The sequence below is a fragment of the Microbacterium sp. NPDC089186 genome (assembly GCF_040685115.1).
GTDB classification, from domain to species: Bacteria; Actinomycetota; Actinomycetes; order Actinomycetales; family Microbacteriaceae; genus Microbacterium; species Microbacterium galbum.
The window spans coordinates 443,394-464,688 of the sequence record NZ_JBFBHJ010000003.1; the positions used below are offsets into that span (position 1 = coordinate 443,394).

Consider the following 21,295-nt stretch of genomic DNA (forward strand, 5'->3'; position numbering starts at 1 on the left):
GTCGAAGGGTTACGCGCCGACCTTGAAGCGGGCGAAGTCGGTCAGGGTGAGACCGGCGTCGGACGCGACCTTGGCGACGGACAGCTTGTTGTCCTTCGCGTAGTCCTGGTCGAGCAGGGCGACCTGCTTGAAGAACGCGTTCACGCGTCCCTCGACGATCTTCGGCAGGGCGGCCTCGGGCTTGCCCTCGTTGCGGGAGATCTCGGTGACGATCTCGCGCTCCTTCTCGACGTCGGCCTCGGGCACGGCGTCGCGGGTGAGGTACGAGGGGTTGGCGAACGAGATGTGCTGCGCGATGGAGCGAGCGGTCTCGGCGTCGTCACCGGTGTAGGCGAGGACCACGCCGACCTGCGGGGGCAGGTCCTTGCTGGTCTTGTGCAGGTAGACCTCGAACTTGTCGCCCGAGATGGTGCGCACGCGGCGCAGTTCGACCTTCTCGCCGATGATCGCGGCCTCGTCGGAGATGAGCTGCTCGACGGTCTTGCCCTCGGCGTCGGCGGCCAGAGCGGCCTCGACCGAGTCGGCACCGGCGGCGGCCGCCGCGTCGACGACCTTGTCGGCCAGAGCGATGAAGCGCTCGTTCTTGGCGACGAAGTCGGTCTCGCAGGCGAGCTCGAGCAGCGTGACCGAGCCGGCGTTCTCGCGAGCGACCACGAGGCCCTCGCTCGTCGAACGGTCGGCGCGCTTCGCGTTGCCCTTGGCGCCCTTGAGGCGCAGGATCTCGACGGCCTTCTCGACGTCGCCGTCGGCCTCTTCGAGCGCCTTCTTGGTGTCGACCATGCCGGTGCCGAGCTGCTCGCGCAGCGCCTTGATGTCGGCGATCGTGAAGTTTGCCATGGTGTGGCGGTCTCCTTGTCGTTTGCGTTCTAGATGTGGGCCCGGCGGGGCCGTGTCGCCGCCCTCACGAGAAGGGGGCTGTCACGACCCCGCCGGATCGTAGCCTGTGCGGGTGACGCGCCGTGCACGCGGGGGTGACGGCGGCGTCGTGCGGCTTACTTGCTGTCGGTGGCCTCGGCGTCCGCGACCTCGGTCGCGGTCTCGCCCGACTCGGCGGCGACGGCCTCGTCGTGAGCCTCGGCGCCGGCGGCGTCGTCAGCCGACTCGGTCGCGGCCTCGGTGGTCTCGGCGTTGGTCTCGAGCAGCTCGCGCTCCCACTCGGCGAGAGGCTCGGCGGCCTCTTCCTCACCGGCGGGCTGGTGACGCTGGATGAGGCCCTCGGCCGCGGCGTCGGCGATGATGCGCGTGAGCAGGCTCACCGAGCGGATCGCGTCGTCGTTACCGGGGATCGGGTACTGGAACTCGTCGGGGTCGGCGTTCGTGTCGAGGATGCCGATCACGGGGATGCCGAGCTTCTTGGCCTCGTCGACCGCGAGGTGCTCGCGCTTGGCGTCGACGACCCAGATGGCCGACGGGGTCTTCTGCAGGTTGCGGATACCGCCGAGCGACTTGTGCAGCTTGTCGAGCTCGCGCTTCTTGAGCAGGAGCTCCTTCTTGGTGAAGCCGCTCTCGGCCGGGTTCTCGTAGTCGAGCTCCTCGAGCTCCTTCATGCGGGCGAGGCGCTTCGACACCGTCTGGAAGTTGGTGAGGAGGCCACCGAGCCAGCGCTGGTTGACGTAGGGCTGGCCCACGCGGGTCGCCTGCTCGGCGAGGACTTCCTGCGCCTGCTTCTTGGTGCCGACGAAGAGGATGGTGCCGCCGTGCGCGACGGTCTCCTTGACGAACTCGTACGCCTTGTCGATGTAGCCGAGCGACTGCTGCAGGTCGATGATGTGGATGCCGGAGCGCTCGGTCAGGATGAAGCGCTTGACCTTCGGGTTCCACCGGCGGGTCTGGTGTCCGAAGTGAACGCCGCTGTCGAGCAGCTGGCGGATGGTGACGACGGCCATGGTCGTACTCCTGTTTCTGGGCGCTTTCGCGCCGTGGTTGCGGTTATTCGCGCCGGACGGACCGTCCGGCGAGCCTGGTGCCCGGCGCACACCCGCCACCCGCCGGAGCGGAGGACCATGGGGTGTGGAGGCCGCGCGGTGCGGCTTCTGGGAAGAAGACGCGATGCGCTGTGGGCACGCGGAGTCATCCCGACGTGCGGGATGCATCCCCCAGCATACAGGACGCCTCCTCCCCACCGCGTGCGCGCACGGGTCCGTCCCGATTCGCGCCGCGGCCGCCACGCGGAGGTGACGGGGAGGGGCAGACTCCCCGCCATGACTCCTCCTTCCGCGCGCCGACGCCTCGCTGCGATCGTCGTGATCCTGACCCTGTGCGCAGCGCTCGTCGGCATGAACGCCCCGGCTCGCGGGGACGGTGCGGCCCCCCTCGCCGAGCGCGGCTGGGTGTGGCCGGTCTCTCCGGTGAGGATCGTGCGCGGGTGGGAGGCCCCCGCGCACCCCTACGGTCCGGGCCATCGGGGCGTCGACCTCGCCGGCACGGAGGTGCGCGCTCCCGCCGACGGGGTCGTCGCCTTCGTCGGCGCGGTCGCGGGGCGCGGGGTGCTCACGATCGACCACGGCGGGGGCCTGGTGAGTTCGTTCGAGCCGGTCGTCTCGGACCTGGCGGTCGGTGAGCACGTGGCGCGGGGCCAGCCGCTCGCGATGGTCGCCGAGGGCGGGCACACCGCGCCCGCGACGGTACACCTGGGGGTCCGCCTCGACGGCGAGTACGTCAATCCGCTCCGTCTTCTCGGCGGCGTGCCACGCGCTGTGCTCCTGCCGTGCTGCTGAGCGGCGGAGGGTGACTCGCGGTGTCGTTCCGGGGCGCTCCTCCCCGTGTCGGCGTCACCCCGGGCCCCTGCCTCGGGTCCCCGTCCTGCCCCGCTTCGGGCCAAGATCGGCTCACCGGCGCCCGGTCGCAGGGCGCCGCTCGGACATCCTGGTGCTCCCCCGTGTCGGGCGAGGATCGGGTTCACCGGCTGCCGTTCGGGGCGCTGCAACAGGGCTCGTGTGCTCCCCCGTGTCGGGCGAAGGTCGGCCTCACCGCTCCCGTTCGTGGGGCGCCGCCTCGGGCCCCGTCGTGCTCCCCCGTGTCGGGCGAAGATCGGCCTCACCGGCGCCCGGTCGAGGACCGGCATCACCCGATCTGATTGCCGCGACCCTCGATCGTCGTCGTTCCGATGCCCCCACCGGCGCGCACCACGTTGTCCTGCCCGCGAACGGTCACCGCCGAGATGGCACCCGCCGCCTGCATCGACGTACGGTCGCCGCTGAGGTCGACGCTTCCGATCCCGCCCGAGGATTCGACCGAGCCGTCGTTCCCCTGCACCACGACCATGTCTATTCCGGCGGCGACGACACGCGCCCGGTCGCCGGAGATCCGGAGCGTGCCGATGGACGCCCCGGAGGCGTCGACGGTGAGGGCCGACCCCGACACGGTCACTTCCGAACACGTGCCCGTGACACGCACGGATCGCTCGGAGCCCGAGATGTTCTGGCTGCCGCCGTCGCCGCACGAGAGCGCGCCGGGGTCGGCGACGGGGCTCGAGGGCTGCGGAGTGACGGTGACCAGCGGCGCGGATGTCGCATCGGCGTCCGGGGCCGGCGAGCGCGTCACGACCGAGGGCGACGGAACGGATGCCGTCGGGACGGATGCCGTCGGCGAAGCGTCCGAGGCTCCGTAACCGGGCGGGAGTCGCGTCTCGACCGGTTGGGGTTGCATCGCACACGCGGTGAGCGCACCGCAGGCGAACAACGCACCTGCGACAGCGGCGACGACTCGACGGGACGGCACGGCTCCCACGCTACGGGGTGCGGGGTCGCGCACGCCAGCCGGGGGCCGCCGGGCTCAGGCTCGAGGGTGGGCGAGACGGTACGCCTCCCGGAGCCTCTCCGCCGAGACGTGCGTGTAGATCTGAGTGGTCCCCAGACTGGCGTGGCCCAGGATCTCCTGCACGGCCCTCAGATCGGCGCCGCCGTCGAGGAGGTGTGTGGCGGCGGAGTGCCGGAGCGCGTGCGGGCCCAGCACGTCGGTCCCCAGCCGCGGACCGACGGTGCGCGACACGAGCGCATGGACGGCGCGCGGTCCCAGGCGCGACCCCTTCGCTCCGAGGAACACAGCTCGCGCGTCGCGGTCCGTGCCGTGTGCAGCGCCGCCCGAGCTGGAGCGGGCCGCCCGACCGCCATCGCCACGGGCTGCGTCGGGGCGCCCCCGGTCGCTGCGGGGGAGATCGTCGGACGCCTGCGCTTCCCTCCGGGCGCGGAGGACCGGCCGAGCCCGGACGAGGTAGGCCTGGAGGGCGCGCTCGGCCGGCAGTCCGAACGGCACGACGCGCTCCTTGTCGCCTTTTCCGCGTAGCCGGAGGGTCCGCCGTTCGTGGTCGATGTCGTCGAGGTCGAGTCCGCATGCCTCGGAGACCCGCGCCCCGGAGCCGTAGAGCAGTTCGAGAAGGGCGTGATCGCGGAGAGCGACGGCATCGCCCTGCGTCGCCGACTCGGCCACCGCGGCGAGCACCTCCGAGAGCGCGTCCTGCGTGGCCACGGCGGGGAGCGTCCGCCCGCGCTTGGGGGAGACGAGCCGTTGGGACGGATCGACGGTGACGAGGCCGGCGTCGCCCGCCCAGGCGAACATCCCGCGCACCGTCGAGGTGCGTCGAGCCGCGGTGGCTTTGCTCTTGCCCGCTTGCGAGGCGCGCCACTGCCATTCGCGAAGGTCGTCGACCCCGATCTCGGCGATCGGCGGATCGTTCAGGACGCGCACCAGGTCGTCGAGATCCGACCGATAGGCGCGGACCGTCGCGGCCGAGAGGCGGCGCACCTCCGCCAGGTGGGACAGATAGCCCTCGACCACCGCGGATGTACGCACCCTCCCACTTTGACTCCCGCCGTCGCCGAGCCGCGGGTGACGCGCGGGAAGCGCGCGAGCCGGTGCCCCGGCCCTCGGCCCGTCGCCGACGATGCGCTCCGCCCAGGACCGCCGCGCTGCAGCCGGACGCGGCGTCGCCCCCTCTCATGGCCGAGTACTCCCCCGCGTCACCGAACGCCACGCGCCGTCGTCGCCGCGGACGGCACGACCCTCCAACTCCGCGAAGCCGAGCAGGACGGCGGCATCGTCACGGGCGAGTCCACTCCGTCGTGCCACATCGTCGACCGACCTCGCCGATCGAGGCGACAGCGCGTCGAACAGCCTCGTGGTGTCATCGGTCCTGCCGGCATCGGCGGCGCGCCCACTGTCGCCCGCGGGAGGGCCGTCCGCTCCCAGCATTTCGAGGACGTCCGCCGCCGACGTCACGCACACGCCGTCGAATTCGCGCAGCACCCGATGGCATCCGGCCGACGCCGCACTCGTGATCGGACCGGGCACCGCCCCGAGCCGCCTGCCGAGCATCGCGGCGTGGCCGGCGGTGTTCAGGGATCCGCTCCGCCAGCCGGCCTCGATGACGACGACCGCGTGGGCCATCGCCGCAATGAGGCGGTTCCTCCCGAGGAACCGCCACTTCGTCGGCGCCGCTCCGCACGGGGTCTCGCTCCACACGGCCCCCGTCGCCGCAATCCGCTCCAGAAGACCCTCATGTCCGCGGGGGTACGGGCGGTCGACCCCTCCGGCGAGGAAGGCCACCGTCGTGCCACCCATCGACAGCGCACCCCGGTGGCACGCGCCGTCGATGCCGTAGGCGGCGCCGGAGATCACCACCGCACCTGCCGCCGCGAGCTCGGCGGCGAGATCGGCCGCCACACCTTCGCCGTACGCGGTCGCGGCACGCGCGCCCACGAGAGCGACCGTGGGCGCATCCGACGGCGTCCCTCTCCCCCGTCGCCAGAGGGCGACCGGGGCGTGCGCCTCGAGATCTCCGAAGCGCGCTGGCCACGCCTCATCTCCGGGAACCACGAGGCGGGCGCCGCATCGCCGAGCCGCGTCGAGAGCGCCGTCGACCGCCGAACCCTGGAGTCTCGGCATCCATCGCGCTCGTGCCCGGTCGAGGGCGTCACCGCGGCCGTCCATCACCACACGGAGCGCTGCGGCGGCGCCGACGGCCGCGATCAGCACGCCCGCCTCGCTGTCTCCCGGCTCGACGAGCACGCTCCACACCGCGCGCGCATAGACCTCCGCCGGGTCGAGCGGTTCGTCGCCGAGGTCGACGCCCTCGCGAAGCCCGTCGAGCGCGCGGCGCGCCGACGCCTCGGACAGTTCGATGGGGATCATGAGGCGTTCGCTCCGCGCCGCAGGAAGAGCGCTCGACCGACGTCGGCTGCCTCCAAGCGGTCGTGGCCGGCGATGTCGGCGACCGTCCAGGCGACGCGCATGAGGCGGTCGTATCCGCGCAGCGTCAGGGCGCCTCGTCGCAGCGCGACGTCGAGCGGCGCGAGCACCTCGGAGCTCGGCGCAGCGGGTCCGCGCAGCCAGGTTCCGGGGACATCGGCGTTCCGCCGCCACGGCGTCTCGTCCCACCGTCGCGCGGCACGGGCGCGTGCCTCCGCCACCAGCGACCGGGCATGCGCCGTCGTCATCGTCGCGCCTGCGAAGTCGCGGCGCACCGACGAGACGCGTTGCAGGCGAAGGTCGATGTCGATGCGGTCCAGCAGCGGTCCCGACAGGCGCCGGGTGTAGCGGCGGATCGCTTGCGGGGCGCATTCGCACGTGGCTCCCGGGACGCCGTACTGCCCGCACGGACACGGATTGGTGGCCACCACCAGCTGGAACCGCGCCGGATAGGTCGCCGCCACGCCGGAGCGATGCACCTGGATCACCCCGCTCTCGAGCGGTTGCCGCAGGGCGTCCAAGACCGTGGCCGGGAATTCCCCGCCCTCGTCGAGGAACAGAACGCCCTCACTCGCCCGCGCGATCGCGCCCGGGCGGATCACTCCGGAGCCGCCCCCGATGAGCGCGGCCGCCGTCGCCCCGTGGTGGGGACTCTCGAACGGCGGTACGCGCGTCAGACGGGTCACGGTCTCGCCGGAGAGCGAGCGCACCGACGCGACGGACAGGGCCGCCTCGTCGTCGAGCGGCGGCAGGATGCCGGGCAGTCGGCGGGCCAGCATGGTCTTACCGGCCCCCGGTGGTCCGCTCATGAGGACGTGATGCCCGCCCGCGGCCGCCACCACGAGGGCCTCGACCGCCTCGCGCTGGCCCACCACGTCAGCCAGATCGAGCACGGCGTCGGCCGGTTCGGCAGATTCGGGCAGCTCGACGGCGGCCAGGTCGGGCGCCTCGCTGCTGCCCCCGTGCCAGCGCACCACGTCGGCGAGGCAGACGGCCGGGTACACCTCCATGCCGTCGACCAGTGCCGCCTCCGCCGCGTTCGCCTTCGGTACGGCGACCCGGGTCAGCCCCGCGGCGCGGGCCGCCACGACCGCGGGGAGGACCCCGGCCACGGGCCGCAGCCGACCGTCGAGTCCGAGCTCGCCGATGTGGACCGTGTCGGCGACGTGAGCGGCATCCATCCGCACGGAGGTCGCGAGGGCCGCGACGGCGATCGCGACGTCGAAGCCCGAGCCGCGCTTGGGCAGACTCGCCGGGGAGAGGTTGACGGTGATCCGCCGCTTGGGGAGGTCCAGGCCACGGTTGGCGCACGCATTGCGCACCCGCCGGCCCGCTTCGCCCAGGGCCTTGTCGGCCAGGCCGATGATCGCGAACTCGGGAGTCTGCGACGACACGTCCGCCTCGACCTCGACCAGGTCGCCGCGCAGTCCCGTCAACGCCACCGCCCACGTGCGCGCAACCGTCACAGGGCGTCCTCGAGGTGCTCGAGGCGCGCGTCGGCGGGATCGTCACCGATCAGGCCGATGACGTCGACCCGCAGACGACGCCCGCGCGCGTGCTGCGGATGCTCGGCGAGCCAGGCCATCGACAGCCGCCAGAGGCGCTCGGCCTTCCGTCGATCGACTGCCTCGAACGGGTGACCGTAGTCCTCACTGCGTCGGGTCTTGACCTCGACGACGACGAGCGTGCCGCTGCGCTCGGCCACGACGTCGATCTCCCCCTGTGGACATCGCCAATTGCGCGCCAGGATGCGGTAGCCGTCGCCGATCAGATAGGCGACCGCGCGGTCTTCTCCGGCTCTGCCGAGGTCGTCTTTCGCTGCCATGCCCGAGAGCGTGGCAGCAGGCTCATCCTCCCCGTGGAGCCCGGAGCCCTGTCGGTGGATGGATCGAGGGAGGGCCGGAGTGGGGAGGAGGCGTCAGTTGTCGAGCGACAGTTCGTCGGGCAGCTGGAAGTCGTGGCGCGAGAGCTCCTCGACGTTGACGTCCTTGAACGTCAGCACGCGCACGGACTTCACGAAGCGGTCGGCGCGGTAGATGTCCCACACCCACACGTCGGTCATCGAGATCTCGAAGTAGAAGTCGTGCTCGGTGTCGCGGCGGACGACGTTGACGTCGTTCGCGAGGTAGAACCGGCGCTCGGTCTCGATCACGTAGGTGAACTGGCGCACGACATCGCGGTACTCGCGGTACAGGGCCAGTTCGAGTTCGCGGTCGTAATCCTCGAAGACGTCGTCATCCATGGTTTTCCCATCCTAGGCGCGCGCGACGACCGCAGCCGCACGGGAGCACCCGCCCGGGCGCGTCCACCCGGGTGTCAGAACAGCGTCGGCGCCGCCGCGATGGCCCACGAATGGCGATGGTGCGTGCTCATCCCGTGCAGGGAGATGGCCTCGCGGTGATCGAGGCTCGCGTAGCCCTTGTTCCGCGCCCACCCGTACACGGGCAGGTCGTCGTGCAGCCCGGTCATGAGGGCGTCGCGCGCGACCTTCGCGATGACGGACGCCGCGGCCGCACTCGCGCAGTCACGGTCGGCCTTGATGACCGGGCGCACCGTCAGACCCGACTCCCCCGCCGGCGTGATGTAGTCGTGATTGCCGTCGAGGATGACGACGGCCTCCTCCGGGACGACGCCGTGAGCGCGCAGGTCGGCGATCGCGCGGACCGCGGCGAGCCCGAGCGCGCGGATGATGCCGATCTCATCGACCTCGACCGAGCTCGCCCACCCGACCGCGCTGTGCTGCACGAACGCCGCCGCGCGGGAGGCGACCTCCGGCCGGCGCGCCTCGGGAACGAGCTTCGAGTCGCGCAGACCCGCCGGCACGCGCTTACGCGAGCGGGCCGGATCGACCACGGCAGCGCCGACGGCGACCGGGCCTGCGAGGGCCCCTCGGCCGACCTCGTCGCACGCGATGACGATCGCGTGCTGCTTGAGCAGTCGGCGTTCCAGGGTGAGGGTCGGCTCGATCACTGCTGCCCCGGCGCGGGGACCCCCGCGAACACCTCGTGATGGAAATCGATCAGCCCGAACCGGTCGAAGGGCCAGGTGATGACGAACGCGCGGCCGACGACGTTGTCGATCGGAACGAAGCCCTGCCCCGGCTGCGCCTGGTTGAAGCGCGAGTCGCGCGAGCTGTTGCGGTTGTCGCCGAGGACCCAGAGGGAACCGTCGGGCACGGTGACGTCGTAGGGAACGGGTTCGGGAGCCGTGGCTCCCGGCGCCAGGCGCACGTAGCTCTCGTCGAGCGGCACGCCGTTGACGGTTGTCTGCCCCAGGGCGTTGCAGCAGACGACGTGGTCGCCCGGCGTGCCGATGACGCGCTTGATGAGGTGGTCGTCGCTGTCGGGGGCCGACAGGCCGAAGAGGGACAGCACCCAGTCCACGCCCTCCACGAATGCGGACCGCTCCGGGGCCGGGGCCGTGTCGAGCCATCCACCCGGATCGCGGAACACCACGACGTCCCCCCGGGAGTACTCGCCGAAGCGCGGGGTGAGCTCGTCGACGAGGATCCGATCCTTGATCATCAAGGTGTTCTCCATCGACGCCGACGGGATGTAGAACGATCGCACCACGAACGTCTTGACCAGGAACGACACCAGCAGCGCGATGACCACGATCACGACGAGGTCGCGCAGGAACGACCCCCAGCCTCGACGGCGGACGGTGGAACGGGATGCCGGGGACACGGCATCCGGGGTCGAGGCGGTCTGGTCGCTCATGTTTCCTTCACCGGGTTCCCGCACACCGGAGAACCGCAGCAACAAGGGTCGCACACCCGCGTGCCGCACCGTGACCGCGTCGCCGCGAAAACGCCGAACGCCCCGTGGGGAAACCCACGGGGCGTTCGAGAGAGTCGACTCAGCGGTCGCGCTTCTCCTTGATCTTGGCCTTCTTGCCACGCAGGCTGCGCAGGTAGTAGAGCTTCGCGCGACGCACGTCACCACGGGTGACGACCTCGATGTGGTCGATCACGGGGCTGTGGACCGGGAAGGTGCGCTCGACGCCGACCTGGAAGCTGACCTTGCGGACGCAGAAGGTCTCGCGCACGCCGTCGCCCGAGCGACCGATGACGACGCCCTGGAACACCTGAATACGCGAGCGGTTGCCTTCGGTGATGTTGACGTGCACCTTGACGGTGTCGCCGGGGGCGAAGGCGGGGATGTCGGAGCGGAGCGAAGCCGCGTCGACGGAGTCGAGGATCTGCATGATCGTCACTTCCTGCGACCGCCACAGGTCGATCGCACGATGAAAAGGGAAAAGGTGAGGCGTGCCCGAGCCGCGGATGCGGCGGACTCCCCTGAGGCAGAGCCGGTCAGGGCACAAAGGATCATTCTGCCATGTTCCGGCGTCGCGACCAAAACGTGCGTGCGCCAGCGGCGCCGCGGCGATCACTCAGCGCGTCGCGACTCCGACACGACGATGACGTCACCGTCGACCCTCTGCTGCGGACGCTCCTGCGGCGCCGGGATGTACGCGGTGCCATCGGTCGCGTGCAGCACGGTCCCGGCGCCGCGGGCCTCGTTCCACACCTGAGCGAGCGATGACCAGAACAGCACGAGCGCTCCCACGACCGACAGCACGAGGAGCGGGAAGAACACCCGCGAGTCGAACAGTCCGAGCGCGACGATGACGAGGTGCCAGAGCCCGATGCCGACCGCGTCGCGCCAGGACACCGCGCGGGATTCGCGGACGCTCCCCCGTGCGCGGACCAGCAGCGACAGCAGCAGCTGCGAGACGAAGACGGCGGGCATGGCGACGAACAGCCAGAGCAGCGCCCACCCGCTCCCGCCCGAGAAGACGATCCAGCCGACGAACAGCCACAGCGGCAGCACGACGGCGGCCGGGAACATCCAGCGGAAGAACAGACGGCGCAGCACCATGAGCCGATGCTAGGGCGCGACCATGTGCGGCACCTTTGAGAAGTCCATGGCCGCGCCCGAGCCCACGGCATCCGCATCGATCGGGGAGAATGGAAGCTCGACGAAAGGGAACCACCATGATCGAACTGCGTACGCCGGCCGAGATCGACGCGATGCGCCCCGCGGGTCGCTTCGTCGCGGAGGTGCTGGCCACGCTGCGCGACGAGACCAAGGTGGGCACCAACCTCCTGCACCTCGATCGTCGCGCGCACGACATGATCCGTTCGGCCGGGGCGGAGTCCTGCTACATCGACTACCACCCGTCGTTCGGCGCGAGCCCGTTCGGCAAGGTGCTGTGCACCTCGATCAACGACGCCGTCCTGCACGGGCTCCCCCACGACTACGTCCTGCGCGACGGAGACCTCGTCTCGCTCGACTTCGCCGCCTCCGTCGACGGGTGGGTCGCCGACTCCGCCGTATCGTTCGTGGTCGGCACGCCCCGCGACGAGGACCTCGCCCTCATCGACACCACGCAGCGCGCCCTCGCCGCGGCGATCGACGCCGCGACGGTAGGTCACAAGATCGGCGACATCTCCGCCGCCGTCGCCGCAGTGGCGCACGCCGAGGGCCTGAGCATCAACACCGACTTCGGCGGCCACGGCGTGGGGCGCACGATGCACGGCGACCCGCACGTCGCGAACGACGGCAAGGCGGGTCGCGGGTATCCCCTCCGTGACGGCCTGGTCGTCGCCCTCGAGCCGTGGTTCCTCCAGACGACCGACGAGCTCGTGACCGACCCCGACGGCTGGACGCTGCGCAGCGCCGACGGCTCCCGCGGCGCGCACTCCGAGCACACCGTCGCGATCACCGCCGCCGGCCCGATCGTGCTCACCGACCGGTCGTTCCTCGGCGTCGACTGAGTTCGTGTTCCGGATGCCGCGGCCCCGGGGTCGCGGCATCCGTCGCGTTCGGGCCGCGCAGCACCGCACGGCAATCGCGGCGTGCGCGCCCCGCCGGGCGCGGAACGCGCCGACGTCGGGCGCGGCGAACACGAGGTGGCGGCTGGACGCCGCCGGAGCCGGAACGCGGACGCTCAGTCGGCGAGCAGATCGGGGCGACGCGTCCGCGTGCGCTCGAGCTGCTGCTCACGGCGCCAGCGCGCGACGGCGCCGTGGTTGCCGCTCAGCAGCACCGGGGGTACCTCGCGCTCGCGCCACGTCGCGGGTTTCGTGAAGGACGGGTACTCGAGCAGGCCGTCCTCGTGCGACTCCTCGACGAGGCTCTCGGGGTTGCCGACCACGCCGGGCACCAGCCGGCCGATGGCCTCGAGCATCGCCATGACGGCGACCTCGCCGCCATTGAGGACGTAGTCGCCGAGCGAGAGAAGCCGCACGTCGCCGAGCTCGGACGCGTAGTCGAAGACGCGCTCGTCGATGCCCTCGTACCGGCCGCATCCGAAGACCAGGTGCGGGGCCGTGGACAGCTCGCGGGCTATCGACTGGGTGAAACGCTCGCCCGCCGGAGAGGGGAAGACGATCACGGGGCGCGGATCGGCCTCGCCGACGATGGCGTCGAGGGCCTCGCCCCACGGCTCCGGCTTCATCACCATTCCGGCGCCGCCGCCGTACGGGGTGTCGTCGACCGTGCGGTGTCGATCGTGCGTGAACGCACGGAGATCGTGCACCTGCACGTCGAGGAGACCACTCTGCCGGGCCTTGCCGAGGAGGGAGACCTCGAGCGCGTCGAAGATCGTCGGGAAGATCGACACGACGTCGATGCGCACGTCAGTCCTCGGAGTGGGTGGGAGCGTCGTCGGCGGGTGCGTCGGCGGCGGAAGCCTGCTCGGACGTCGGCTCCTGCTCGTCGTCCGGCTCCGGGGGAAGCTCCTCGAACAGCCCCGCCGGGGGCGTGACCACGACGCGGCCGCCCGCGATGTCGACCTCGGGCACGATCGCGCTCACGAAGGGGACGAGCACCTCGCGGTCGTCGCCGGACTGCTTGACGATCAGCAGGTCCTGCGCGGGGAAGTGGTCGACGCGCGCGACGCGGCCGATGACCGCCCCGTCACGGACCACGTCGAGGCCGACGAGCTGGTGGTCGTACCACGCGTCGTCCTCGGCGGGCGCCTCGGAGGTGTCCTGATCGATCCAGAGGATCGCCTTGACGAGCTCCTCCGCCGCGGTGCGGTCGTCGACGCCCTCGAAGAAGGCCACCGGGTGCGAGTTCATCCAGCGGAACTCGCGGACCGTCAGCTCGCGGCCGTGCCACGGCGAGGACTCCGGAACCTGGAGGGTGAACGTGCTCCCCGGCGCGAAGCGTCCATCGGGGTCGTCGGTGTAGAGCTCGAGCTTGAACGCGCCCTTGAGGCCGTGGGCCTTCACGAGGCGTCCGACGCGGAGCTGAGTCTTGGCGGGCTGGGCGCCCGCGGTCTCGTCGTTCGTCATCAGTCGTCGGCGACGTCGACGCGCACGCGGCGGCCGTCGGCGAGAGCCGACACCACCGTGCGAAGTGCTTTGGCGGTGCGTCCGCCGCGCCCGATCACGCGGCCCCGGTCATCGGGGTGCACGCGAACCTCCAGCACGTCGCCGCGAGGCGAGGTGCTGGAACGGATGGTGACGGCATCCGGGTGATCGACGATCCCCTTGACGACGTGTTCGAGCGCGGCAGACAGCACGGGGATTACTCGGCCGAGGTCTCGGCGGCGTCCTCAGCGGGCGCCTCGGCGGGAGCGTCGGCCTTCTTCTCGGCCTTGGGCTTGACGACCGACTTCTTCGAGGCGTCGGCCTCGAACGCGGCCTTGGGCTCGCGGACCTTGACGGTCGAAACGGCGTCCTTGTCGCCCTTGAACTTGCCCCAGTCGCCCGTGAGCTTGAGGATGGCGGCGACCTGCTCGGTGGGCTGGGCGCCGACCGACAGCCAGTACTGCGCGCGGTCCGAGTCGACCTCGATGAACGAGGGCTCCTCGGTCGGGTGGTACTTGCCGATCTCCTCGATGACGCGACCGTCGCGCTTGGTGCGCGAGTCGGCGACGACGATGCGGTAGTAGGGCGCGCGGATCTTTCCGAGGCGCTTGAGACGGATCTTGACAGCCACGATGACTCCAAATGATGAAAACGAACGAACCGAACGCCTGGAGAGTGGGGTGCACACCCGGCGGAAGCTCAAAAGGGTGGACCGACACTGGATAGAGGGTCGAGTGGCGGGTCCAGCCCTCTATTCTGCCAGACGCGCGGACCTCGCGGTGACAGGCGACACGCCGCGACACGGAGGGTAGCGGAGGATCGGCGCGTCGGGGCCCCGTGTCAGACTGACCGCATGAGGCTCCCGTTCGCTGCATCGACGCGTTCGTCCGTGGGTCTGGAGTGGGAGCTCATGCTCGCCGACCGCGAGACCGGTGACCTGGTCCCGCGCGCCCCTGAGGTCCTCGAGGAACTCGAGGAGAAGTCGGCGCTCGAGCGCTTCACGGTCACCGGAGAGCTGCTCACCAACACCGTCGAGGTGACCAGCGGCGTCGGCCACACCGTCGCCGAGGCCGTCGACGACATCGGCGACGCGATCTGCGCGCTGCGCGAGGAGACCGAGCCGCGCGGCGTCGAGCTGCTCTGCGCCGGCAGCCACCCGTTCGCGCAGTGGTACGACCAGCAGGTGACCGACAAGACGCGCTATCACACGCTCATCGAGCGGACCCAGTGGTGGGGCCGCAACATGATGATCTGGGGCATCCACGTGCACATCGGCGTCGACGACGTCGACAAGGTCATCCCCATCGTCAACGCCCTCACCGTGTTCCTCCCCCACCTGCAGGCGCTGTCGGCCTCGAGCCCGTTCTGGGCCGGCGAACGCACGGGGTACGCCTCGAATCGCGCCCTCGTCTTCCAGCAGCTCCCGACCGCGGGACTCCCCTGGCAGCTGCAGACCTGGGACGACTTCGAGGGCTACCTCGACGACATGGTGCGCACCGGCGTCATGGCGGATGCCAGCGAGGTGCGGTGGGACATCCGTCCGGCGCCGAAGTGGGGAACGGTGGAGATCCGCGCATGCGACGGGATGTCGACGCTGCCGGAGCTCGCCGCCGTCGCGGCCCTCGCGCAGACACTGGTCGAGTACTTCTCGCGCCTGCTCGACGAGGGGCGCGAGTTGCCCGGCATCCCGCCCTGGTACGCGCGCGAGAACAAGTGGCGTGCCGCTCGCTACGGGCTCGACGCCCGGGTGATCGTCGACCGCGAGGGCACGCAGCGCCCGGTGGTGGAGCACCTGCGCGAGACCATGGAGGAGCTCGCCGAGGTGGCGCTGGAGCTGAAGTGCGCGCGCGAGTTCGCGAGCCTCGAGACCATCCTCGCCACCGGGGGCAGCTCCGCTCGACAGGTCGCGGTGGCCGACGCGGCCGACGGCGACCTGCGCGAGGTCGTGCAGCATCTCATCCGCGAGTTCCGGGGTGGCCCCACGCTGCGCGAGCACCTCGCCGCGCTGCGCGTCTAGAGGGCGGTCTCCGCGCGGGTTCATAGGCGCGCGCTCGTAGGATCGCGTCATGCATTCTGCGCGCCGCGTTCGGGCGACCTCGCTGGTGGCCCTCTGCGCGGGAGCGGTGGCCCTGCTCGCCGGGTGCGCGGCCGAACCGGTCGGTGCAGCCCCCACGCCGTCCTTGGCGGCCCCGCAGCTGCCGGCGCCGAAGGCCACCGCCTCCGTCACGCCGAGTCCCGCGATCACCCCCGCGCCGGTGCGCACCGTCGCCCTGGGCGACTCGCTCATGTCGGGTTTCGGTCTCGATCCCGCCGAGGCGTGGCCGGTCATGCTGGCCGCGCGCGGCGAGGTGGCCATGACGAACCTCGCATGTGCCGGGATGGGCTTCGTCGTGCAGGGCGACTGCGGAACCACCTACGCGGGCTTCGTCCCCGCGGTCGCCGCTCTGCAGCCTCAGCTGCTCATCGTCGAATCCTCGAGCAACGACTTCTGGGAGGATGCCGACGAGATCCGGGCCGACACCCAGGACACTGTGGCCGAACTGCACGACGCCGCCCCCGATGCGCGCATCGTCGGGCTCAGCACCATCTGGAACGACGAGGACGACGTCCCCGACGACACGGCCGTCACCTCCGACGCGTTGCGCGAAGCCGTCGACGCGGTGGGCGGGACCTATCTCGACATCGGCCAGCCGCTGCGAGGTCACCCCGAGTGGATGCAGGAGGACGACGTCCACCCCACCCCCCGCGGGCAGCGGGCGATCGAGCAGACCGTCATGTCGGCGTTGCAGGACGCCGGCATCCTGCCCTAGGGCCTCGGATCGCGCCGGTCAGCCCCGACCGAGCATCTTCTGCAGCTCGGCGAGGTCGGCCTCGCTCGGTGCGTTCTGACCGCCGAGACCGAACCCCGAACCCGTGGGGGCTGTGGTCGCCGCGATCCCGGCGTTCTCGGCCGCCCGCTTGGCGGGGTTGCCCGAGCGCGACCCCTTGGCCTTCGGCTGCTTGCCGCGCTTCGACGAGGCGCCGGGCTTTCCGCCCACCGGCCCCATGCCGGGGATGTTGGGCACGCCGCCGCGCGCGACGGTCTTCATCATCTTCGCGGCCTGGTCGAATCGCTGGACGAGCTGGTTGACGTCGGTGACGGTCATGCCCGAACCGCGCGCGATGCGCAGACGGCGCGAACCGTTGAGGATCTTGGGGTTGCGACGCTCGGCCAGCGTCATCGAGCGGATGATGGCCTCGGTGCGGTCGATCTCGCGCTCGTCGAAGTCCTCGAGCTGCTGCTTCATGTTCCCCATGCCCGGGAGCATCCCGAGCATCTTCTTCATGGAGCCCATCTTCTTCATCTGCTGCATCTGCTCGAGGAAGTCCTCGAGCGTGAAGGTCTCCGTCGCGAGCTTCTCGGCGACCTTCATCGCCTCGGCCTCGTCGAAGGCCGACTGCGCCTGCTCGATCAGGGTGAGGATGTCACCGAGGTCGAGGATGCGGGACGCCATGCGGTCGGGGTGGAAGGGCTCGACGTCGTCGAGACCCTCACCGGTCGACGCGAAGATGATCGGGCGTCCGGTGACCGAGGCGACCGAGAGGGCAGCGCCACCGCGGGCGTCACCGTCGAGCTTCGACAGCACCACGCCGGTGAAGTCGACGCCGTCCTGGAAGGCCTTGGCCGTGTTCACGGCATCCTGACCGATCATCGCGTCGATGACGAAGAGCACCTCGTCGGGCTGGGTGGCCGTGCGGATGTCGGCGGCCTGCTTCATCAGCTCGGCGTCGACGCCCAGACGTCCGGCGGTGTCGATGATGACGATGTCGTGCTGCTGACGCGTCGCGTAGGCGACGCCGTCGCGGGCGACCTTGACCGGGTCGCCGACGCCGTTACCCGGCTCGGGGGCGTAGATGGTGGCACCGGCGCGCTCGGCGACGACCTGCAGCTGGTTGACGGCGTTGGGACGCTGGAGGTCGCACGCCACGAGGAGGGGCGTGTGGCCGTCCTTCTCGAGCATCTTGGCGAGCTTGCCGGCGAAGGTCGTCTTTCCGGAGCCCTGGAGGCCGGCGAGCATGATGACGGTCGGCGGGTTCTTGGCGAACTGCAGACGGCGCTGCTGTCCGCCCAGGATGCCGATGAGCTCGTCGTTGACGATCTGCACGACCTGCTGCGCGGGGTTCAGCGCCCGGTTGACCTCGTCGCCGAGGGCGCGCTCGCGCACCGCGGCGGTGAACTCCTTGACCACGGGCAGCGCGACGTCGGCGTCGAGGAGGGCGCGGCGGATCTCGCGCACCGTCCCGTCGACATCGGCGGGCGTGAGCTGGCCCTTCTTCCGGAGGTTGCGGAAGGTCTCTGTGAGCCGGTCGGAGAGGGTGCCGAAAGTCGCCATGATGAGTCGAGTTTACGCGGCGACGGCCCGGACCGCCGCCGGGGACGGCCCGACACCGGATGCCGGCCCCTCACGCCGCGGCCAGGGCCTCTGACATCGCGTCGGTCAACGAGCGGCCGGCCGTGTGATCGGCCCATGCCCAGACGGCGGCGAGGACGGCCGCCGACAGAGCGCCCGCGCGCACCTGCGCGGCCAGGGGTGCGGCGCCCTCGCGGACCAGCCGCGCGGCGGCCTCGCGCTGCAGGCGGAACTGGCGGATCGCACGATCGCGATCCAGCTCGGCGGCGATCCCCATGGCATCCGCGTTGACGATGGCGAGTGCGAGGGCGTCCGGGGCGAGCCCGTCGCCGATCGCGGCGAGGACCTCGAGAGGGGCGCCCCCGTCGCGCAGGTCGGCGACCGCCGCGTCGACCCGTTCGTCGAAGCCCGACCACAGCACGTCGCTCTTGGCGGAGAAATAGTTGAAGAAGCTCGAGCGGCTCACGCCGGCACGGCGGGTGATGTCCGAGACGGAGGTCGCGTCGTACCCCTGCTCGAGGAACAGCTCGCACGCGGCCTCCGACAGCACTTCGCGCGAGGAGGCGCGCGGTCTGCCGCTGCGGGGCTCGGGGGTCACCGCTCCAGACTATGTCGCGACCCGGGATGTATTGTTGGACTCAATCCAACATCGGAGGGGTCGATGATCGACATCCACGACGCCGGCCTCGCGCCGCACTACGTCCCGTATCTCGACGGCTGGGCACACCAGCGTCGCATCCACGCGGACGTCGTGGCCGGCACCCGCGCCGACACCCTGCTCCTGCTCGAGCACGAGGCCGTCTACACGGCGGGGAAGCGCACCGAGGCGCACGAGCGCCCCGACGACGGCACCCCCGTGGTCGACGTCGACCGCGGAGGCAAGATCACCTGGCACGGGCCGGGGCAGCTCGTGGGATACCCGATCGTTCGCCTGCCCGAGCCGATCGATGTCGTCGCGCACGTCCGGCGCCTCGAGGCGCTGCTGATCGGCGCCCTCGGTGCGAACGGCGTCGACGGGTTCCGCGTGGAGGGACGCAGCGGCGTCTGGGTCCGACGCCCCCTCGGCGTCGACAAGATCGCGGCGATCGGTGTCCGCGTCGAAAAAGGAGTGACGATGCACGGCTTCGCCGTCAATTGCGACAACACCCTCGCGGGGTTCCGGCACATCGTGCCGTGCGGGATCTCGGATGCCGGGGTCACCACCGTCAGCGAGGTGCTCGGGGCCGACGTCTCCCCCGCCGATCTCGTGCCCGCCATCGAACGCGTCTTCCGCGCCGAGTACGCGGCGGTCGCCGCATGAGCGCCTGCGGGACCGGCGGCGCCGGGGCTCCGGCATCCACCGCCCCGAACGGGCGGAAGCTGCTGAGGCTCGAGGTGCGCAACGCCGAGACACCGATCGAGCGCAAGCCCGAGTGGATCAAGACGAAGGCCAAGATGGGCCCCGAGTACACCGCGCTGCAGAACCTCGTGAAGACCGAAGAGCTGCACACCGTGTGCCAGGAGGCCGGGTGCCCCAACATCTTCGAGTGCTGGGAGGATCGCGAAGCCACCTTCCTCATCGGCGGCTCGCAGTGCACGCGCCGCTGCGACTTCTGCCAGATCGACACCGGCAAACCCGCCGACTACGACCGCGACGAGCCGCGCCGCGTGGCCGAGAGCGTCACGCGCATGCAGCTGCGCTACGCCACCGTGACCGGCGTCGCGCGCGACGACCTCCCCGACGAGGGCGCCTGGCTGCACGCCGAGACGGTGCGTCGCATCCACGCCGAGAACCCCGGCACGGGAGTGGAGATCCTCGCGACCGACTTCTCGGGCAACCCCGCGCACCTCGACGAGGTGTTCTCTTCGCGCCCCGAGGTGTTCGCGCACAACGTCGAGACGGTGCCGCGCATCTTCAAGCGCATCCGTCCCGCCTTCCGGTACGACCGCTCCCTCGGGGTGCTGAGCGCCGCGCGCGATGCGGGGCTCATCACGAAGTCGAACCTCATCCTCGGCATGGGCGAGGAGCCCGAGGAGGTCGTGCGGGCGCTCGAAGACCTGCACGCAGCGGGTACGGACATCATCACGATCACGCAGTACCTGCGCCCCACCCCGCGCCACCTCCCCGTCCAGCGCTGGGTGAAGCCCGCGGAGTTCGTGGAGTTCAAGGAGGAGGCGGAACGCATCGGCTTCCTCGGCGTACTGGCGGGCCCGCTGGTGCGCTCGTCGTACCGCGCGGGGCGCCTGTGGGCGCAGTCGATGGTGTCGAAGGGGCGCGAGATCCCCCCGCACCTCGCTCACCTCGCGAAGGACATCGCCTCCGCCGACGCCGGCTTCGCGCAGGCGGTGTGAGCCGACGGATGCCGGGAGCGTCCGCCCCGCAGCGGATGCCGCGGCATCCGCGAGCCGAGGCGTGACGCGTCAGACCGGCCAGACGTACGGCAGGTCGTCGGCGACGTCGCCGAACCGCGGGACGTAGAACTCCGGGTCCTTGCGGACGAGGTTGGAGCGGTGCGCGAGGTGGAACGCCTCGTCGCCGATCCAGGGCGGGAGGTCGAGATCGCTCTGCGCGGTGCCGTCGACCTCGGGTGCGAACGCCAGGATCTTCTCGCGCACCGTGTCGGCGTGGCCCTGGGCGATCCACTCGTCGGACATCACGAGACCGTAGGCGACCAAGGCCGGCAGGTGGCCGTCCCACATCTTCGCGGCCGGGTGGTGGCGCCAGCCGTGACCGGGCACGGTGAGCGCTCGGAGCAGCTGGAACGTCTCCACGCGCTGCTTGCCGAGGCGCTTCGGGTCGAGGGCGGCGGCGGAGTCGCGGAACGACGGGTACGGCAGGAAGGTCTGCACGATCAGTCGGCGCTGGTAACCGACTGCACCCGCCCGTCGGAGGCGAGGTTGACAAGCAGCACGTCGTCGGTGGCATCGGGATCGAGCGCGTACTCGAGCACCGCGAACGGGTCGGCGCCGCCGTGCTCGTCGGCGAGGATCGTCATGCTCATCAACTGCAGGGCCTTGATGACGTCGATATGGGTGTCGCCGGACGCATCGACGAGCAGGTCGTCGAGCTCGTCGCCCAGGGTCGCCTGCTGCTGGAGGATGTACTCGGTCACCTCGCTGGTGCGCGAGTCGAGCTCGTTGACCATGGCATTGCGGGCGGCGAGATCGACGGCCTCGAGCGACGAGATGAGCGAGGCGGCGACGTCGAGGGCCTCGGTCGACACGTCGTCCTGGTCGGGCGCGGTGAGGTCGACCGTCACGCTCTGGTCGCCGAACTCGACGTTCTCGCTCCAGAAGATCGACCCGTCGGGGCCCGACTCGAGGAGTCCGAAGAAGTCGTGCTCGATCGCCATGAGTCCCATGTAAGCATCACGCGCGGGCTTCGGGAAGGAGACCCGCCCGGAGCCGACGGTGCGGT

Annotated in this window: 27 protein-coding genes; 7 read left to right on the top strand and 20 right to left on the bottom strand. The window is 71.0% G+C overall.

The features are described from left to right. Positions 1-9 precede the first annotated feature (9 nt). Together tsf and rpsB are read right to left on the bottom strand one after the other, a co-directional pair. Positions 10-837, bottom strand: a complete 828-nt coding sequence (tsf, locus tag AB0N82_RS12355) for a translation elongation factor Ts (RefSeq protein WP_136585461.1) — start codon at positions 835-837, stop codon at positions 10-12. A gap of 155 nt (positions 838-992) precedes the next feature. Next, the gene (rpsB, locus tag AB0N82_RS12360; RefSeq protein WP_315995531.1) at positions 993-1,886 is read right to left on the bottom strand and encodes a 30S ribosomal protein S2; all 894 of its coding nucleotides are present in this window, start codon (positions 1,884-1,886) and stop codon (positions 993-995) included. 315 nt (positions 1,887-2,201) lie between these two features. On the opposite strand from rpsB, the gene AB0N82_RS12365 reads away from it, so the two are divergent. Then, positions 2,202-2,717: a M23 family metallopeptidase gene (locus AB0N82_RS12365; RefSeq protein ID WP_315995530.1), complete on the top strand. Its 516-nt coding sequence runs from the start codon at positions 2,202-2,204 to the stop codon at positions 2,715-2,717. A 346-nt stretch (positions 2,718-3,063) separates the two neighbouring features. Here AB0N82_RS12365 and AB0N82_RS12370 read toward each other — a convergent pair whose 3' ends face one another. Continuing rightward, entirely contained in the window at positions 3,064-3,363 is a 300-nt protein-coding gene (locus tag AB0N82_RS12370; RefSeq protein ID WP_315995529.1) for a hypothetical protein, read from the bottom strand. Between the two features lie 22 nt (positions 3,364-3,385). Here AB0N82_RS12370 and AB0N82_RS12375 point away from each other — a divergent pair, with 22 nt between their 5' ends. Continuing rightward, positions 3,386-3,610, top strand: a complete 225-nt coding sequence (locus AB0N82_RS12375; RefSeq protein ID WP_315995528.1) for a hypothetical protein — start codon at positions 3,386-3,388, stop codon at positions 3,608-3,610. Positions 3,611-3,774: 164 nt separating this feature from the next. On the opposite strand, the gene AB0N82_RS12380 is transcribed toward AB0N82_RS12375, so the two are convergent. From AB0N82_RS12380 to AB0N82_RS12420, 9 genes are all read right to left on the bottom strand, one after another. Beyond that, positions 3,775-4,791 carry a tyrosine recombinase XerC gene (locus tag AB0N82_RS12380; RefSeq protein WP_315995527.1) on the bottom strand — a complete coding sequence of 339 codons (1,017 nt, stop codon included), beginning with the start codon at positions 4,789-4,791 and terminating at the stop codon, positions 3,775-3,777. A 144-nt stretch (positions 4,792-4,935) separates the two neighbouring features. Continuing rightward, entirely contained in the window at positions 4,936-6,129 is a 1,194-nt protein-coding gene (gene dprA, locus AB0N82_RS12385; RefSeq protein WP_363391930.1) for a DNA-processing protein DprA, read from the bottom strand. Continuing rightward, positions 6,126-7,652 (bottom strand): YifB family Mg chelatase-like AAA ATPase, encoded by a 1,527-nt coding sequence (locus AB0N82_RS12390; RefSeq protein WP_363391932.1) that lies wholly within the window; start codon positions 7,650-7,652, stop codon positions 6,126-6,128. The genes dprA and AB0N82_RS12390 overlap by 4 nt, the downstream gene beginning before the upstream one ends. Next, entirely contained in the window at positions 7,649-8,011 is a 363-nt protein-coding gene (locus tag AB0N82_RS12395) for a YraN family protein (protein ID WP_315995524.1), read from the bottom strand. The genes AB0N82_RS12390 and AB0N82_RS12395 overlap by 4 nt, the downstream gene beginning before the upstream one ends. 93 nt (positions 8,012-8,104) lie before the next feature. Next, positions 8,105-8,428, bottom strand: a complete 324-nt coding sequence (locus AB0N82_RS12400; protein ID WP_055836674.1) for a DUF2469 family protein — start codon at positions 8,426-8,428, stop codon at positions 8,105-8,107. A 74-nt stretch (positions 8,429-8,502) separates the two neighbouring features. Beyond that, positions 8,503-9,156, bottom strand: coding sequence for a ribonuclease HII (locus tag AB0N82_RS12405; protein WP_315995523.1), 654 nt, complete (start codon positions 9,154-9,156; stop codon positions 8,503-8,505). Beyond that, positions 9,153-9,905, bottom strand: a complete 753-nt coding sequence (gene lepB / locus AB0N82_RS12410; protein ID WP_315995522.1) for a signal peptidase I — start codon at positions 9,903-9,905, stop codon at positions 9,153-9,155. Before lepB ends, AB0N82_RS12405 begins: the two co-directional genes overlap by 4 nt. A gap of 139 nt (positions 9,906-10,044) precedes the next feature. After that, the gene (rplS, locus tag AB0N82_RS12415; RefSeq protein WP_058231655.1) at positions 10,045-10,392 is read right to left on the bottom strand and encodes a 50S ribosomal protein L19; all 348 of its coding nucleotides are present in this window, start codon (positions 10,390-10,392) and stop codon (positions 10,045-10,047) included. A gap of 182 nt (positions 10,393-10,574) precedes the next feature. Then, the gene (locus AB0N82_RS12420) at positions 10,575-11,066 is read right to left on the bottom strand and encodes an MFS transporter permease (RefSeq protein ID WP_363391936.1); all 492 of its coding nucleotides are present in this window, start codon (positions 11,064-11,066) and stop codon (positions 10,575-10,577) included. A gap of 116 nt (positions 11,067-11,182) precedes the next feature. Between AB0N82_RS12420 and map the strand changes: the two genes are divergently transcribed. Next, positions 11,183-11,965 carry a type I methionyl aminopeptidase gene (gene map / locus AB0N82_RS12425; RefSeq protein WP_315995520.1) on the top strand — a complete coding sequence of 261 codons (783 nt, stop codon included), beginning with the start codon at positions 11,183-11,185 and terminating at the stop codon, positions 11,963-11,965. Positions 11,966-12,138: 173 nt separating this feature from the next. Here the strand turns inward: map and trmD are convergent, their stop codons facing one another. Genes trmD through rpsP form a run of 4 tightly spaced genes read right to left on the bottom strand, consistent with a single transcriptional unit; the run spans position 12,139 to position 14,138 of the window. Next, positions 12,139-12,828, bottom strand: coding sequence for a tRNA (guanosine(37)-N1)-methyltransferase TrmD (trmD, locus tag AB0N82_RS12430; protein ID WP_363391938.1), 690 nt, complete (start codon positions 12,826-12,828; stop codon positions 12,139-12,141). A gap of 1 nt (position 12,829) precedes the next feature. After that, positions 12,830-13,489 (bottom strand): ribosome maturation factor RimM, encoded by a 660-nt coding sequence (gene rimM, locus AB0N82_RS12435; protein ID WP_363391940.1) that lies wholly within the window; start codon positions 13,487-13,489, stop codon positions 12,830-12,832. Next, on the bottom strand, positions 13,489-13,719 hold the full coding sequence (locus AB0N82_RS12440) for an RNA-binding protein (protein ID WP_315995517.1): 231 nt from the start codon (positions 13,717-13,719) through the stop codon (positions 13,489-13,491). Before AB0N82_RS12440 ends, rimM begins: the two co-directional genes overlap by 1 nt. 5 nt (positions 13,720-13,724) lie before the next feature. Beyond that, entirely contained in the window at positions 13,725-14,138 is a 414-nt protein-coding gene (gene rpsP / locus AB0N82_RS12445; RefSeq protein ID WP_315995516.1) for a 30S ribosomal protein S16, read from the bottom strand. Between the two features lie 222 nt (positions 14,139-14,360). On the opposite strand from rpsP, the gene AB0N82_RS12450 reads away from it, so the two are divergent. Next, the gene (locus AB0N82_RS12450) at positions 14,361-15,524 is read left to right on the top strand and encodes a glutamate--cysteine ligase (protein ID WP_363391943.1); all 1,164 of its coding nucleotides are present in this window, start codon (positions 14,361-14,363) and stop codon (positions 15,522-15,524) included. Positions 15,525-15,573: 49 nt separating this feature from the next. After that, positions 15,574-16,317, top strand: a complete 744-nt coding sequence (locus AB0N82_RS12455; protein WP_363391945.1) for an SGNH/GDSL hydrolase family protein — start codon at positions 15,574-15,576, stop codon at positions 16,315-16,317. 18 nt (positions 16,318-16,335) lie between these two features. On the opposite strand, the gene ffh is transcribed toward AB0N82_RS12455, so the two are convergent. Both ffh and AB0N82_RS12465 read right to left on the bottom strand, forming a co-directional pair. Then, a complete protein-coding gene (ffh, locus tag AB0N82_RS12460; RefSeq protein WP_363391947.1) occupies positions 16,336-17,880 on the bottom strand; it encodes a signal recognition particle protein in 1,545 nt (514 codons plus the stop codon). A gap of 70 nt (positions 17,881-17,950) precedes the next feature. Beyond that, entirely contained in the window at positions 17,951-18,496 is a 546-nt protein-coding gene (locus AB0N82_RS12465) for a helix-turn-helix domain-containing protein (RefSeq protein WP_315995512.1), read from the bottom strand. A gap of 63 nt (positions 18,497-18,559) precedes the next feature. On the opposite strand from AB0N82_RS12465, the gene lipB reads away from it, so the two are divergent. Beyond that, positions 18,560-19,198 (top strand): lipoyl(octanoyl) transferase LipB, encoded by a 639-nt coding sequence (lipB, locus tag AB0N82_RS12470; protein WP_363391950.1) that lies wholly within the window; start codon positions 18,560-18,562, stop codon positions 19,196-19,198. After that, positions 19,195-20,229, top strand: a complete 1,035-nt coding sequence (lipA, locus tag AB0N82_RS12475; RefSeq protein WP_315995510.1) for a lipoyl synthase — start codon at positions 19,195-19,197, stop codon at positions 20,227-20,229. The genes lipB and lipA overlap by 4 nt, the downstream gene beginning before the upstream one ends. 69 nt (positions 20,230-20,298) lie before the next feature. Here the strand turns inward: lipA and AB0N82_RS12480 are convergent, their stop codons facing one another. Both AB0N82_RS12480 and AB0N82_RS12485 read right to left on the bottom strand, forming a co-directional pair. Further along, on the bottom strand, positions 20,299-20,727 hold the full coding sequence (locus AB0N82_RS12480) for an MSMEG_6728 family protein (RefSeq protein ID WP_315995509.1): 429 nt from the start codon (positions 20,725-20,727) through the stop codon (positions 20,299-20,301). Positions 20,728-20,729: 2 nt separating this feature from the next. Beyond that, a complete protein-coding gene (locus tag AB0N82_RS12485) occupies positions 20,730-21,230 on the bottom strand; it encodes a DUF2004 domain-containing protein (RefSeq protein WP_363392286.1) in 501 nt (166 codons plus the stop codon). Positions 21,231-21,295 lie beyond the last annotated feature (65 nt).